Annotated in this window: 10 protein-coding genes; 3 read left to right on the forward strand and 7 right to left on the reverse strand. The window is 52.8% G+C overall.

Annotated features, from left to right (window positions below):
* Window positions 1-116: 116 nt before the first annotated feature.
* The 4 genes from pssA to IE076_RS01190 all read right to left on the reverse strand — a co-directional run bounded on the left by pssA (window position 117) and on the right by IE076_RS01190 (window position 5,636).
* A complete protein-coding gene (gene pssA, locus IE076_RS01175) occupies window positions 117-1,064 on the reverse strand; it encodes a CDP-diacylglycerol--serine O-phosphatidyltransferase (RefSeq protein ID WP_189434625.1) in 948 nt (315 codons plus the stop codon).
* 11 nt (window positions 1,065-1,075) lie between these two features.
* Window positions 1,076-1,777 carry a phosphatidylserine decarboxylase gene (locus IE076_RS01180; RefSeq protein ID WP_189434627.1) on the reverse strand — a complete coding sequence of 234 codons (702 nt, stop codon included), beginning with the start codon at window positions 1,775-1,777 and terminating at the stop codon, window positions 1,076-1,078.
* Window positions 1,778-1,933: 156 nt separating this feature from the next.
* Complete coding sequence (locus IE076_RS01185; RefSeq protein WP_189434629.1) at window positions 1,934-3,874, reverse strand: ABCB family ABC transporter ATP-binding protein/permease; 1,941 nt, start codon at window positions 3,872-3,874, stop codon at window positions 1,934-1,936.
* A 241-nt stretch (window positions 3,875-4,115) separates the two neighbouring features.
* Window positions 4,116-5,636: an Ig-like domain-containing protein gene (locus IE076_RS01190; RefSeq protein ID WP_209008743.1), complete on the reverse strand. Its 1,521-nt coding sequence runs from the start codon at window positions 5,634-5,636 to the stop codon at window positions 4,116-4,118.
* Window positions 5,637-5,902: 266 nt separating this feature from the next.
* Here IE076_RS01190 and IE076_RS01195 point away from each other — a divergent pair, with 266 nt between their 5' ends.
* Together IE076_RS01195 and IE076_RS01200 are read left to right on the forward strand one after the other, a co-directional pair.
* Window positions 5,903-6,493: an LOG family protein gene (locus IE076_RS01195; protein WP_189434633.1), complete on the forward strand. Its 591-nt coding sequence runs from the start codon at window positions 5,903-5,905 to the stop codon at window positions 6,491-6,493.
* A 261-nt stretch (window positions 6,494-6,754) separates the two neighbouring features.
* Window positions 6,755-7,648: a DMT family transporter gene (locus tag IE076_RS01200; protein WP_189434635.1), complete on the forward strand. Its 894-nt coding sequence runs from the start codon at window positions 6,755-6,757 to the stop codon at window positions 7,646-7,648.
* A 99-nt stretch (window positions 7,649-7,747) separates the two neighbouring features.
* On the opposite strand, the gene rarD is transcribed toward IE076_RS01200, so the two are convergent.
* From rarD to cysS, 3 genes are all read right to left on the reverse strand, one after another.
* Window positions 7,748-8,689, reverse strand: a complete 942-nt coding sequence (gene rarD, locus IE076_RS01205) for an EamA family transporter RarD (protein ID WP_189434637.1) — start codon at window positions 8,687-8,689, stop codon at window positions 7,748-7,750.
* A 187-nt stretch (window positions 8,690-8,876) separates the two neighbouring features.
* Entirely contained in the window at window positions 8,877-10,481 is a 1,605-nt protein-coding gene (gene cimA, locus IE076_RS01210; RefSeq protein WP_189434639.1) for a citramalate synthase, read from the reverse strand.
* Between the two features lie 260 nt (window positions 10,482-10,741).
* Window positions 10,742-12,193: a cysteine--tRNA ligase gene (gene cysS / locus IE076_RS01215; RefSeq protein WP_189434641.1), complete on the reverse strand. Its 1,452-nt coding sequence runs from the start codon at window positions 12,191-12,193 to the stop codon at window positions 10,742-10,744.
* A gap of 277 nt (window positions 12,194-12,470) precedes the next feature.
* On the opposite strand from cysS, the gene IE076_RS01220 reads away from it, so the two are divergent.
* A complete protein-coding gene (locus IE076_RS01220; RefSeq protein WP_189434642.1) occupies window positions 12,471-14,291 on the forward strand; it encodes a L,D-transpeptidase family protein in 1,821 nt (606 codons plus the stop codon).
* The last annotated feature ends 229 nt before the right edge of the window (window positions 14,292-14,520 follow it).

Here is a 14,520-nt window from a genome sequence, read left to right on the forward strand (position 1 = left end):
AGAGTTGTTTGACCTATGCGAGGGGCCGGACCGTTCTCATGTCATGTTCAGGTGTAAGCCCACAAAAAAGGCCGCGGGGTGAAGCGCGGCCTTTTCTTTCAGGTGGGACAGGACCTTTAGTCGCCATCCTTGTCCTTATTCAGTTTTGGATCGGGAACACCAGCTTTTGCGATATCTTCGAGGCTGACTTTCAACGAGGCCTTGTCCTCAGAGACACTTTCCTCGTCAATCTCGGTGGTCACCACGTTACAATCTTCGGGGCGTCCTTTGCCGTCAAGACAATGTTTCTTGTAAGAGCGCCATGCAAACGGGATAGAGGCGAGATAACCGAGACTGATAATGGTCAAACACTCAAACGGATAGCTGGCGCCAAGAGCGATAATGCCAACGGCGACCACGAACAGCGGCAGGACCCATTCGCGGCGGATGTGGGTGCCGATCTGCTTGCCGGAAAAGGTTGGCAGCTGGCTGACCATCAAGAGCCCGATGAACATGGTGTAGAGTGCCACAGGCGCTGCCAGCTCTTCCCAGTGCGGCACACCCAGCCGTTCGAGATAGATTGGCAACAGAACTGTCAGAGCGCCTGCCGGAGCGGGGACGCCGGTGAAGAATTTACTTACCCACTTCGGCTTATTCGGATCGTCCAGCGCCACGTTAAATCGGGCCAGTCGCAGTACCATGCAAATGGTATACAGCAGTGAGGCGATCCACCCCAGAGATCCGGCATCCTGTAGTATCCACGCGTAGAGGATAATGCCCGGTGCAACGCCGAAATTGACAAAGTCGGCCAGCGAATCCAGTTCAGCGCCAAACTTGGAAGTGCCTTTGAGCATGCGCGCGACACGACCATCCAGAGCATCGAGAATGGCTGCCAGGAAGATGGCTGCGATTGCCATGTCCCATCTGGCTTCCATGGCCATGCGAATGGCAGTCAGGCCAGAACACAGCGCCAGCAATGTGACGACGTTTGGCAGAACGATACGAAGGGGAATGCGTTTGCGCGCCGCCCCTTTGTCATTGGCGGTTTGACCTCCCGGTTCATAGGGAGGAAATGGATTAGTCACTCTATACTACCTTAAGAAACGCGGGCAACCAGGTCGCCTGCTTCTTGATCTTTTAGATTTGCCAGAACACTTTCGCCTGCAATCATGGTCTGGCCCAACGCTACTTGTGGCTTGGTACCATGCGGCAGGTAGACGTCAAGACGAGATCCGAAGCGGATCAGACCGAAGCGATCACCTACCGAAATATTTTCGCCTTCTTTGACGAAGCACACAATACGGCGTGCTACGAGGCCAGCGATTTGTACAACGCCGATACGCGCGTTGTCGTTTTCGATGATCAATCCGTTGCGCTCGTTGTCCTCACTTGCCTTGTCCAGCTCCGCATTGACAAATTTTCCGGCCTTGTAGGCAACGCGTGTGACGCGGCCAGTCATTGGCGCACGGTTTACGTGGCAATTAAAGACGCTCAGGAAGATACCAACACGCATCATAGGCTGATCGCCCAGATCCAGTTCACGCGGCGGTACAACGGAGCCCATCTGGCAAATGGTGCCATCTGCCGGAGAGACAATCAGTCCATCTTTAACAGGAGTTACGCGTGGCGGATCGCGGAAGAAGTAACAGACCCATCCGGTGAGAAAGAGGCCGATCCAGAAGAGCACAGACCAAAACCATCCCAGAATAATAGTCGTGACTGCTGCAATGGCAATAAAAGGGTAGCCTTCTTTATGAATAGGAACCAGTGCCTTGGAAATGCTGTCCGCCAAAGACATAATTACCACCTTTGCTAGAGTGAGGGGTTCAGCTATTGAACCCCTCAGACGTTAAGTTTCTGCTCATAGAGCAACTCGGAGAGCTGCGTGCAAGCGACTCTAGCTTATTTAAACAGAGATTCCTCTCATTGGGCGCAGTGCAATCACTTCACCCCACTATTTCTTCTCGGTTATGCCCTCTATTATGCTTTCCTCGGCACTTTTGCCCCGGGAAATGAAACCCTCATCATTCTCACGTATTTCAGCAAGACGAGCTTCGGCTTCGCTGACTTCACGCTGGCGGCTCCACATGGAGGCGTAAAGGCCGTTGTTGGCCATCAATTCAGCATGGGTGCCCTGCTCTACTGCTTCACCAGCTTTCAGGACAAGGATCTGGTCTGCATTGACCACTGTTGAGAGGCGGTGGGCAATGACGAGCGTAGTCCGGTCTTTGGAGACCACGTCCAGCGCAGACTGGATTTCCTGCTCGGTATGAGTGTCCAGAGCAGAGGTTGCCTCATCAAGTATAAGGATTGGCGGGCTTTTCAAGATGGTGCGAGCAATCGCAACGCGCTGCTTCTCACCCCCTGAGAGCTTCAGGCCACGTTCGCCCACTTCACTGTCGTAGCCGTGCGGGAGTGCGTCGATGAAGTGGTCGATCTGCGCAAGCTTTGCGGCGTGTTTGACCTCTTCATCGGTTGCATCCACGCGTCCATAGCGGATGTTGTAGGCGATGTTGTCGTTAAACAGCACCGTATCTTGCGGTACCATGCCGATGTGATGGCGCAAGGATTTCTGGGTCACATCCCGCACGTCCTTGCCATCAATCGTGATGCGGCCCGAGGTGACATCATAAAAGCGGAACAACAGGCGGGAGATTGTGGACTTACCTGCGCCGGAAGGGCCAACAATTGCTATGGTGCTGCCAGCGGGCACTTCGAAATTCACACCTTTCAGGATCGGGCGTTCTTCATCATAGTGGAAGTGCACATCCTCAAACTTGATCGTGGCTTCCTTGACCTGCAAGTTTTCTGCTAGTGGGTCGTCCTGGATTTCCGGTTCAACGGCCAAAACGGAGAACATGGCTTCCAGATCGGCGATGCCCTGACGGATCTCGCGATAGATGAAGCCGATGAAGTTGAGCGGAACAGACAGCTGCATGAGCAACGCGTTGATCATGACAAAGTCACCGATGCTCTGCTCTCCGCGCTGAATTGCCATTGCGGACATGACCATACAGGTGGTCATACCAACACCAAGGATCAGGGCCTGACCGAAGTTGAGCCACGACAGCGAGGTCCAGGTTTTGATCGCCGCGCGTTCATAACCACGCATGGCCTTATCAAACCGGCCACGCTCCATTTCCTCGTTACCGAAGTACTTGACGGTTTCGAAGTTCAACAGGCTATCAACGGACTTGCTGTTTGCATCGTTATCCGCGTTGTTCATGTCGCGGCGGATCTGGATACGCTTATCGGAGGCGACAACGGTGTAATAAACGTAGGCGAAGACTGTTGCGCCAACTACGACCACATACCAGAAGCCAAACTGGAACCAGATCACGAGCGCCATCATTGCAAACTCAACGACGGTCGGGATGCCACTGAGGATGGTGAAGCGGACGATGCCTTCGATGCCTTTTACGCCGCGGTCGATAACCCGGGTCAAGCCGCCGGTCCGGCGGGACAGGTGGTAGCGCAGAGACAGAGCGTGCAGGTGCTGGAATGTCAGGTTGGCAAGTTCACGAACCGCATGCAGGCCAACGCTTGAAAAGATCGCATCGCGAATCTGGTTGAAGCCGACAGCCATTGTTCTGGCCAAGTTGTAGGCGATCACCAGCATAACTGGCGCAATGAGTATTGGGGGCAGCCAGTCTGGCAGTACACCGTTGTCGGTGAGCGCATCTGTTGCCCATGCATAAAGATAGGGTGCGAAAACGGTAATGATTTTTGCGATAATCAACGCGGCTAGAGCCAGAACGACACGCTTTTTCAGCTCCGGTCTTGCATCCGGCCACATGTAAACCCAAAGAGTTTTAAGTGAACGAAATAAGCCTTTATCGTCTGCATCCAAAGCAGGAGCGGATTTTTCCTGCCGTTTTTTGCTTGTTGCAGTCATGCTAGTGCCTTGTTGCCCGGCACGCTTCTTGAGACAAAGAAGCGGTTTGGCGAATTTGGAATGTCATATCAGAAAAGCAGCGCCTTGAAGAGGCCATTGCCATCAGATTGGAAAGGGCTGCGAACCCTGTTTGTAGATTGCAGACCAGAGAAAGCGCCGGATTTTCATCCAGCGCTTTCCTAAGGGTCAATCTGGAAAGCTTTCTCTTCTTAAATAGGACGTTCGAAGAGAAGAATCCAGATCAGTTATTAATTGTTTTCCAATTCAGGTCCGCCACAGGCAGCATAAACACTTGTCCCGGGAAGATCAGGTCCGGATTGTGGATCTGCTGGCTGTTTGCCTGATAGATGGTGGTGTATCGAGTACCCTTGCCATAAAGGCGGCGGGAAATGCTCCAGAGGTTATCACCACGGCGGATAATTACATTTGGTAGTTCTCCGATACCGACAGATGCTGAGGCGCCTTTGGACCCGGACCCTTCCGCAACGAGGCGAACAGGGATCATGGCCACATCTTTTTCGCCTTTGGTGAAGACGACCTGAGCGCGGGCTTCAACTTTGCCCTCGGCGTTTTCGACTTTGTCTGCTCTGATCTCAACATTGCCAGCAGGAATTGTTTTTTCTGCCTCAACGAGCCAACGGCCTTTGTTGCCAGCTTTTGCTTCACCGACAAAGTCTTCGCCAACATAAACACGCACCTGCGCGCCTGGCTCACTTTCACCGGCAACAAAGACCTTGCCCTGCTCTGTTTCAACTGCTTTCACAGTAAGAGCTGGATCTTGCGCTTGCGGCGCGGCGGCTGTTACCGGAGCCTGAACTTGCGTTGGTGTCTGGGTCTGCGTGGCGGTCTGGGTCGGCATCTGAACTGGTGCAGGCGCAGCTGGTGTAGCTGCTTGTGGCATTGTTGGTGCCGGAACAGCAGACTCACCTACAGGAGTTGGCGTCTGATTGACGACGACCTTTGTTTCTACCGGTGTCTCATTGACAGCAACCTGCGTTTCAGCAGGTGTCACGGCTGGCGCTTGCGTTGGTGCTTCAGCAGCAGCTTCAACCGGGGCAGTGGCCATTGGTTTTGCGCCGATTTCCGGAGCTACGGCAACTTTAGCAGGCGCAGCAGGTGCTGGCTCATCTGCCGGTACTATTGTCACCGGTTCTGCGGTCACAGGCGTTTCTGGCAGCTGGAGGATTTTGGAGGGTTCGTTTGGTGCGTTGAGGACAACCAGAACCTCGCCAGTTTCGTCTTCAGGGACGGAGACTGCGATGTGTTCCTGGGAATCGTTGGTTTCCTGTGTTTCCTGATTGGTGGCCTCAAGGCTCACGTCGTGGTCGCCCGGCTTGAGCGGCTGGTCAAGCACGATAGCGAACTCACCACGGCTGTTCGCGATGCCTTTGCCGACCACATCCCCGTTGGAGATAAGCGCGACAATGGAGCCAGCTTCAGCGCGGCCTGCGACGACCGCGTCCCCTGATGGCTCAACGCGCATGACATCAAAACTTGGAGCATCATCCACTGCGACACCAGCTGTCTCAAGCTCGGTGGTGGTACCGGACGCCGGATCAGCAACAGCCTCAGCATTTTGTGCGCCTGATGTACCAAGCTGGACTTTGCCGTTTGCAGCTGCCTCCAGCTTTGCAACGGCTTTTTCCGCTTCTGCCACAACCGACGTGTCTTCTTTGCTCAGGTAGTACGCCCCCGCACCGATTGCGCCCGCAGCAACAGTTACAGCAACTGTCAGCAACCAGTTCATCCCCAATTTCGACATGGTTCTCAATTGCTCCTGAAGCAGCCCAGCCTTCACTCGACACGGCCTGCTTTGAAATAATAACAGATTTTCCGGATATCAGTTTATCCGGCTGTCTCTTTTGCCTATAACTTAGCAATAAGGACAGACTTTAATCGTGTTTGTTATACTTGTTTAACCCAAGGGGCAAGGTGCACCATGTCAGGCAAGTTGTGCGTGAGGTGAAGTTAACCTCATTTTGCGAGCCTTGCTTGACGTTCACTCCAGCCTAATGCGACAGAATACCTATGAAAACCTTGAAAAGCATCTGCGTATATTGCGGTTCCAACGCCGGGAGCCAGCCGCTGTTTGAGAAAGCAGCTATTCAACTTGGCGAATTGTTAGCACGTGAAGGGATTCGGCTCGTTTATGGCGGCGGGTCCATTGGACTTATGGGGGCTCTTGCAAAGACTGTTTTGCAAAATGGAGGTGAAGTCACCGGCGTCATTCCGGACTTTCTGAAAGAACGGGAAGTGATGCTGGAGGAGGCTCATGAACTGATCGTCACGCGGGACATGCATGAGCGCAAGCGCACCATGTTTGAAAAAGCTGATGCGTTTATTGCCCTGCCCGGCGGGATCGGTACCCTAGAGGAACTTGTGGAGATGCTGACCTGGGCACAGCTTGGGCGGCACGATAAGCCGATGTTGCTGCTCAACCTCGGCCAGTTCTGGACACCATTGGTGGAACTGCTGGACCACATGAGAGATTTGGGTTTCATTCACCCGGACAGAGACATCAATTACGAGATCACCGAGGATGTTGCGCAAAGCGTCGATATTCTTTGCAGAGCCATAGAGGGCTGCAAGATTGAAAACCCTGATTTGAATGCGATGTAAAAAATGGCCGCTGCAAACACAGTGGCCATTTCTATTTTGTTCTGAGATACGCTTAGGCCAGCCTTGCAACTCGCCGTTTGGTGATCACGTGGTCTATCGTAAATATGGCGAACGAAAATCAACTATTGTCAGCCCGCAAAGAAACGGCCTTCTGCATCAAAGCCCTAATATCGCCATGAGTTATTATGACAGTGCGGCAAAATTCTTTTCTTCAAGATCAGATTTGATCCCCAAGTACGAGATTAATCGTCGGCGAAAGATTTGACGCAAGCACAACAAATATCAGAAAAAGCCTACGGCATTACTGGGCAAGTCTCGTCACTCACGTTAAACGCTCTTTCTGTTGTGGCTGCCAAAGTCGCGCTTGGAGGGATGGACCAGCTTAGCTTCCTGATCGTTTATCAAGCCTGGATTTTAATCCTCACAGCGTTCTTTATCACGCGTGGATCTCTTTGGAGATTTCTTGCCAACAAATGTGGTATTGGCGTTGTCGCTGCAATTGTGATCAGCAACCTTGCCTATTATTACGGCCTTCAGCACCTGGACCCTGCATCACACTCCCTGATTGTGCGCAGCTACGTTATCTACGGCATGCTGATCTCGGTTCTGTTTTTGGGTGAGAAACTGACCGGCTTTAGAGCTACGCTTGGTCTATTATGCGTTCTTGGAACAATCCTGTGCGCGTGGCCAGATAGCCCCGATCCGCTGAGGTGGATGGCCGCAGCAATCACTAGCTTTGCCGCCCTCATGTTTGCGGTCTACTCCGCTTTGCTGCGAGCAATGCCGGGAGGCGCTTCTGTGTTTTCGGCCCTCTTTTTATCCAGCGTAATGCTTGTTCCCAGCCTATACATTTATACAGGAAGTACCATCAGTGATGTCGCCGGTAGTATGGTAAATCTCCCAGCTTTTTTAGCGGCGCTTTTCTTTACCAGCTCCCTTTATGTCTACAATATCTCAGCAAGATATATGGATTTTTTCGGGGTTAGTGCCTTAAGAGCCGGATCACCTATCGCAGTAATGATACTTGCCTATCCCATATTTGGTCTAAGCTTAACGTGGTTTGAGTTTCTCGGCATAATAATCGTAATAGTGAGCCTGTGGGCGCTCTTTTCAGAACATCAGCTGACCCGCTTTATGCGGTCATGTCTGAGGTGAAAGATAAGAGGCGACTAAATCGAGCAGCCTGATCTGAAAGCTACGTAAAAGAAATGGCCGCTGGATTGTCAGCGGCCATTTTTTTGTCCTGAGGTATACCTAGGCCAGTTTTGCTACTCGCCGTTTGGTAATCATGCCGTCTACGGTGAAAATGGCGAGTGAGAACCAAATCATTGCAAATGCAAACAGTCCGTCCGATGAGAGCTCTTCTTCAAAGAGCCAGACTGCGCTGATGAAGTGCAGAGATGGCGCGATGTATTGCAGGAAGCCAATATAGACCAGAGGTAACCGACGGGCTGCAAACGCGAAGACGACCAAAGGCACAGCGGTGATGACGCCGGTGAACAGCAATAGAGCCAGGAACCAGGGATGTTCGGTTGGGATTGCCGGATAGATGCCACCGGAGCCAACTTGGGCAAAGTACGAGATGGCGCCAAGCGCAAAGGGCGTCACAAGCAGAACTTCCACAAGCTGGCCCGCAACAGCGCCTACAGGTGCTTTCTTGCGCACAAATGCATAGAGCGCGAAACTGAGTGCAAGAACCACGGAAACCCACGGAAGCTCGCCCACCTGAAACGTTTTATAGCACACAGCAAAGATGGTCACTGCCAGAGCCACAAACTGGGCCTTGGTTAGTCGTTCAGAAAGCAGCACGACACCGAGACCGACACTTACCAAAGGATTGATGAAATACCCAAGGCTCGCGTCAAGTACCCTGCCCGTTTCAACGGCCCAAATGAAGATGGTCCAGTTGATACTGATCAGAAATGCGGAGACGATAAGGTATCTGAGGCGCGAGAAGTCACCCAGTATGCCGAAGAGTTCCTTGCGCAAGTTTGTCATAAACAAAAAGGCACCAAGGAACAGGACGGAGCCAAAGACCCGATAACAAATCACGATGATTGCCGGCATGTCTGCTGTCAGCTTGTAGTACATGGGCGCAAAGCCCCACATCAAGTAAGCAGAAATTGCTGCAATCAGACCAGCCTTGAACGCCTCAGGCGTGTTTAGCTGATCAGCAGCGGATGCTGACTGGCTCATATAATCCCCATAGTACAAACAAAACGCGCCAGAGACCCTGACGCGATGAAAAGAAAAAAAGGTGGTCTGAGTGTGTCAGCCCTATATCTTGCAGGGCGTGCCCATCTTTGTGTACAGCGACGAGCCACGCTCAAGCATTGAATTAAACAGTCTTGCCATTCGAGTGCGCGACCCCAATGGCACAGGATCAAACGGTTTCCAACTCATTTGCTTTGAAAATGCAATAGCGAATGGAATCGACCAGTGCCTGGAAGGAAGCATCTACAATATTTTCAGAAACGCCAACCGTAAACCAGCGTTTACCGGTTTTTGTGTTCTGGCTTTCGATCAGAACGCGGGTGATCGCGCTGGTCCCGCCATTCAAGATGCGCACCTTATAGTCGATCAGTTCCAGATCAGCTATCAGGCTCTGGTACTTGCCCAGGTCTTTGCGCAGAGCCAGATCCAGTGCGTTCACGGGACCATTTCCTTCTGCCACGGACATAATGGTCTCGCCATCGACTTCGACCTTCACAACCGCATCCGAGACCGTTACGCGCTCACCCAGAGCGTTATAGCGGCGCTCAACGCCTGTACGGAAAGACAGGACGTCGAAATAATCCGGTACGGAGTGGAGACGTCTGCGTGCAAGCAGCTCAAAGGAGGCATCTGCTGCTTCATAGGCAAAGCCCTGTGCTTCCAGTTCTTTAACCTCGGCCAGCAAACGGTCCAGACGCGGATCGGCCTTATCGGCTTCAACACCAAGGCGCTTGAGTTCGTTGACCAGGTTGGATTTACCTGCCTGATCGGAGACAAGCACACGGCGCTGGTTGCCGACGAGCTCTGGTGGAATATGCTCGTAAGTGTCCGGGTTCTTCAGGATTGCAGAGGCATGGATGCCTGCTTTGGTAGCAAATGCATTTGCACCAACATACGGGGCATGGACGTTCGAAGATCGATTCAAGATCTCGTCAAAACCCCTTGATATTGCAGTCAATTCCGTCAGGTCTTCAACCTTGATGCCCAGCTCGACCAAATTGCAATACGGCTTTTTCAGCAGCATGTTCGGGATCAGAGTGATCATGTTCGCATTGCCGCAGCGCTCGCCGATGCCGTTCAGCGTGCCTTGCACCTGGCGCACGCCGGCAACCACGGCGGCAAGGGTGTTTGCCACTGCATGGCCGGTGTCATCGTGGGCATGGATTCCAAGATGTGCACCTGGCACCACCTGTTTCACCGCAGTGACGATTTCGGTCACTTCATTGGGGAGCGTGCCGCCATTGGTGTCGCACAGGACCACCCAGCGTGCACCAGCTTCAAACGCGGTCTGTGCGCAGGCAAGTGCATAATCCGGGTTTGCCTTGTAGCCATCAAAAAAGTGCTCACAATCAATCATGGCTTCCTTGCCAGCAGCGATTGAGGCTTTGACGGTGTCTGCGATGCTTTCCAAATTTTCTTCGTTGGTGCACTTGAGTGCAACATCAACGTGATAATCCCAGCTCTTGGCCACGTAACATGTGGCATCTGCTGCGGACTGTAGGACCATCTGGACGCCGGGGTCGTTGCCAATGGAACGTCCGGCGCGTTTGGTCATGCCGAAGGCTGTAAAGGTCGCCTTCTTTGTTCTCTTTTGGGAGAAAAACTGCGTGTCAGTCGGGTTTGCACCGGGATAGCCGCCTTCGATGTAGTCGACACCCAGTCTTTCCAGCAGGGCGGTAATGGCAATTTTTTCGTCCACGGAGAAATCAATACCGGATGTCTGTGCGCCATCCCGCAGTGTCGTGTCGAAAAGATACAGACGCTCTTTCGTCATAATATGCCTACCCTGCTTATTGGCCTGAGCTTAATCTCAGGCTCCCCTCATGTGACAGAAGTTTTTCCCGTGTACTCTGCGATGAAGATTGGTTCCCACTTTCCGGGAACACGCTTTTCAACTCAGTGTTGGTTCTCAAGGCGCGTCCTACACGCGCCTTGAGAAAACTCAGCAACCCTAACGGGTTATGCCGGACAGAACCATGGAGCAGACTTCAAGTTTCCTTGTGGTAACTGCGTTGTTCAGGGTCCCGTCCGGGGTTAAGCGCAGGACCAGGTGGTTTCGATTTCACCTGTTTCCTTGTTTTTCATGTCTTTAAGCACAATGCCGTCAGCGGCCAGCTCGTCGCGGATGCGGTCGCCTTCTGCAAAGTCTTTGGCCTTGCGGGCTTCCAGACGTTTTGCGATCAGCTCTTCCACTTTGGCTTTTAGCTCTGGAGACACCTCTGCTTCAGCTTTTTCCAGCGTCTGTGCTTGGGAAAATGATTCAAGATCAATGCCCAAGAACTTGATAGAATTAGCCAATTTCTGTGCAGCGGCTTTGTCTCCACCACGAGCATCACGGGCTAGCTTATGAAGAGCGGCGAAGGCGCGCGGGGTGTTCAGGTCGTCTTTAAGACCTTCCAGAACGCCCTTATCCACGGCTCCCTCATCCTCTGCGGTAACACCGTTCTTCTTCAGAAGTTCCGCCCAGCGAGTGAGCTGCTTTTCGCCTTCCGCCAGACTTTTGAAGGTAAAGTCGATTGGCTGGCGATACTGGGTCTGAAGCAGTGCGTAGCGGATGGCCTGACCAGACCATTTGCGTCCGCCGCCTTCTTCGGTGTCCAGCAGCTGGTGCACAGTGAAGAAGTTGCCCAAAGACTTGGACATCTTCTCGCCTTCCACCTGCAGGAAGCCGTTGTGCATCCACACGTTTGCCATGGCATTTGTGCCGTGAGCACATCTGGACTGGGCAATTTCGTTTTCATGGTGCGGGAAGGTCAGATCGATCCCGCCGCCATGAATATCGAAGACTTCGCCCAGATGCTTTTCTGACATTGCAGAACATTCGATGTGCCAGCCCGGACGGCCCGGTGTTTTAATAGCGCATGGGCTTTCCCAGCCCGGTTCGTTCTCTTTGGATGGCTTCCACAGAACGAAGTCGGTCGGGTCTTTTTTGTAGGAGGCCACTTCCACACGTGCACCGGAGATCATCTCGTCAAGGGTGCGGTTGGAGAGCTGGCCGTATTCCGGCATGCTTGGCACGTGGAAGAGGACGTGCTCGTCGGCCACATAGGCATTGCCTTTGGCGACGAGAGTTTCGATCATCGCCTTCATCTCTTCGATGTGCTCGGTTGCCCGTGGCTCAATGTCCGGAGCTTCCGCGCCCAGAGCCGCCATATCCGCATGATACTGGGCTGCGGTTTTTTCAGTCAGCTCCCGAATGGAGATGCCTTCGTTTGCCGCTCGTTCGTTGATCTTGTCGTCTACGTCGGTGATGTTTCGTACGTATTTGACATGCTCTTTGCCGTAGAGGCGGCGCAGCAATCTGGCCAGAACATCAAAAACGACGACTGGGCGCGCATTACCGATATGGGCGTAGTCATACACGGTGGGACCACACACATACATGCGCACGTTGGATGCATCCATTGGCACAAAAGCTTCTTTTGTGCGTGTCAAAGTATTGGTGAGCAGAAGTCCCTTATCGCCGTGGGCGGTGTCTGCGCTCATAGTGGTTCGTCTCCTGGCCAGCTGGCCGGGCGTTCATCACACGCAGAATACAAGCAGGATTGAACGGCCACAGCCAGCGTTGTCGCTAGCTGCAAATAATGATGGTGCAAGAAGAAGTGTGCATCGCCGTTCTCATATGTAGCTTTTCGCCGATTGTGGCGAACAGGTCAAGTCTTAGTCTCACCAGATCACCCACATTTCTAACTAAGTTAAATACAAAATTTCTACCTGAAGATGCAATTCTAAGGGAAAGACAAGAAAAACAGGGAAGTTACACGTGCCTCACAAGAGTATCTGTGCCGCCGTTCTCGCTGCAAGTTTGGTTGGATTGAGTTCACCGGTCGGCGCAACCGTGAACGTAACCCTCTCTGTGATCCTGAGAGAGCCGTCAAACTATAGCGAATTTATGGCTCCCCCTCCCCCTGATACCCCTGGCCTGACCGGACCGGCAGGGCAAGTTTTGCTGCCTGCTCGAGTTTTGTCGGAGCTGGAACAGACCATTCGGGAACTGGTCTTTTCAAGAAATGCGATGGCAAAAGCGGGTTTCAGAGGCGCGCACGTGGAGGAGCTGGCGCGGGCTTATGCTTTGCGCACCTTCCGCCCAGTCTGGTTTGAGGACCAGTCCCTGACACCTTTGGCCAAGCACCTGATTGACGAGCTTGGCAAAGCATCTGACCATGGGCTTGATCCGCAAGCTTATGGTGTGCGGCAGCTGGCTTCCAGTTTATACGACATGGAGCGTTCCAACACCTCCGCCAGCCTCTATGAAATTGCGATTGTGGAACTGCAGCTCACACGGGCCTTTGCCACCTTTGGTGGGCATCTTGCAGGCGGTGTATTGACGCCAGACACGCTGCTGGATGATGTTTATATCTCACCCCATGTACCAGCGCTGAAAGAGATGCTCGCACAGCTGGAAGAGCGCGGCTCGGTTGAAGAGTTCTTCACCACGCTGGAGCCGGAGGCCCCCTCCTATGCTATACTGAAGGAGCAGTTGGTCCGGTACAACGAGGCGCTGACTTCAGATCTCCCTGTCTATCTTAACGACGGTCCCAACATCGAGTTTGGCGATAAGGGGGAGCGGGTTGCTCAACTTGAAAAGCGACTGATCGCGGAAGGGTATACGTCTTTCCACCATGGCTATTCAGGAGCAATTGAACTGGAAGCCCCGCCACTGTTTTACAACAGTGACATGCAGGAGGTGGTCAAGCGTTTTCAGAAACGTCATGGACTGGACAGCGATGGTGTTGTTGGCAAGAAGACACGGGCGGCGCTTAATGTCTCCCTGCTGGAGCGGCGCAATCAGATCATCGTCAATCTGGAGCGGATGCGCTGGGATGATCCGGTCTCCGCAGGCCGCTATGTGAAAGTGAATGTGGCGGAACAGATGGTACGGGTCATGGAAGGCACGCAAGTGCTTTATGAAACACGTAGTGTGGTGGGCCAGCCTAAAAATGCGACGCCGCTTTTCTCAGACACGTTTGAGTATGCGGAGATCAATCCGACCTGGGGCGTACCGTGGTCCATTGCCACCAACGAATATCTGCCGAAACTGCGCAATAACCCCGCAGCTTTGTCGGGCACAGGCATTAATATTTACAAGAATGGCAGGCAGATCGATCCGGTGACGGTCAACTGGAACGCGGTCAGCAAGCGTCAGTTCAGCTACCGGCTGCGTCAGAAAGCGGGACGCAAGAATGCTCTGGGTGCTGTGAAGTTCATGTTCCCGAACAAACACAACATCTATTTGCACGATACCCCGTCCAAGCGATTGTTCAATGAGGATCAACGCGCTTTCAGCCATGGCTGTATCCGCGTACAGGATCCTTTCACCTTTGGCGAGGTTCTGCTTGCTCCTTCCGGTCACAGCCGGGCGAAGATGGAGAAGTTGCATGCCCGTGGCAAAACGGTGCGGCTTGATTTGAGCGAAACGGTTCCGATCCACCTGCGTTACTACACAGCCTTTGCCGGAGCTGACGGGGATCTGCAGTTTCGTGAGGACATCTACAGGCAAGACAAAATCATCTATGATGCACTGATGACGCTACAACATTCGGCAAGGGTGAGAATGGCTGCAGGCTACCCTTCTGAAAACTAGCAGTAATTGCCACGTACTTAATCAGGGCTTTGCCTAATAGTGCATAATTGAATCAACTGTGCTAATATATCCCCCATCGAGTAGTGTTTCCTAATTGGCATGGGGATCAATTATGCTGAAGCAGACTATGGGTGCAATGATCGTGGCAAGCGTTATTTCAAGCCCGATCCTTTTCCTTGCGGTATACTTGTCTATGAACTCCTTGTGAGTACCAGTCCACCCTATCTGG

This window comes from Pseudovibrio japonicus (assembly GCF_014651595.1).
GTDB lineage: Bacteria > Pseudomonadota > Alphaproteobacteria > Rhizobiales > Stappiaceae > Pseudovibrio > Pseudovibrio japonicus.

What these genes read in the sequence shown, in the direction of transcription:
- IE076_RS01180 (WP_189434627.1), bottom strand. Translation starts at nt 1,777, where the DNA reads ATGTCTTTGGCGGACAGCATTTCCAAGGCACTGGTTCCTATTCATAAA.
- IE076_RS01185 (WP_189434629.1), bottom strand. Translation starts at nt 3,874, where the DNA reads ATGACTGCAACAAGCAAAAAACGGCAGGAAAAATCCGCTCCTGCTTTG.
- IE076_RS01190 (WP_209008743.1), bottom strand. Translation starts at nt 5,636, where the DNA reads ATGTCGAAATTGGGGATGAACTGGTTGCTGACAGTTGCTGTAACTGTT.
- IE076_RS01195 (WP_189434633.1), top strand. Translation starts at nt 5,903, where the DNA reads ATGAAAACCTTGAAAAGCATCTGCGTATATTGCGGTTCCAACGCCGGG.
- rarD (WP_189434637.1), bottom strand. Translation starts at nt 8,689, where the DNA reads ATGAGCCAGTCAGCATCCGCTGCTGATCAGCTAAACACGCCTGAGGCG.
- cimA (WP_189434639.1), bottom strand. Translation starts at nt 10,481, where the DNA reads ATGACGAAAGAGCGTCTGTATCTTTTCGACACGACACTGCGGGATGGC.
- cysS (WP_189434641.1), bottom strand. Translation starts at nt 12,193, where the DNA reads ATGAGCGCAGACACCGCCCACGGCGATAAGGGACTTCTGCTCACCAAT.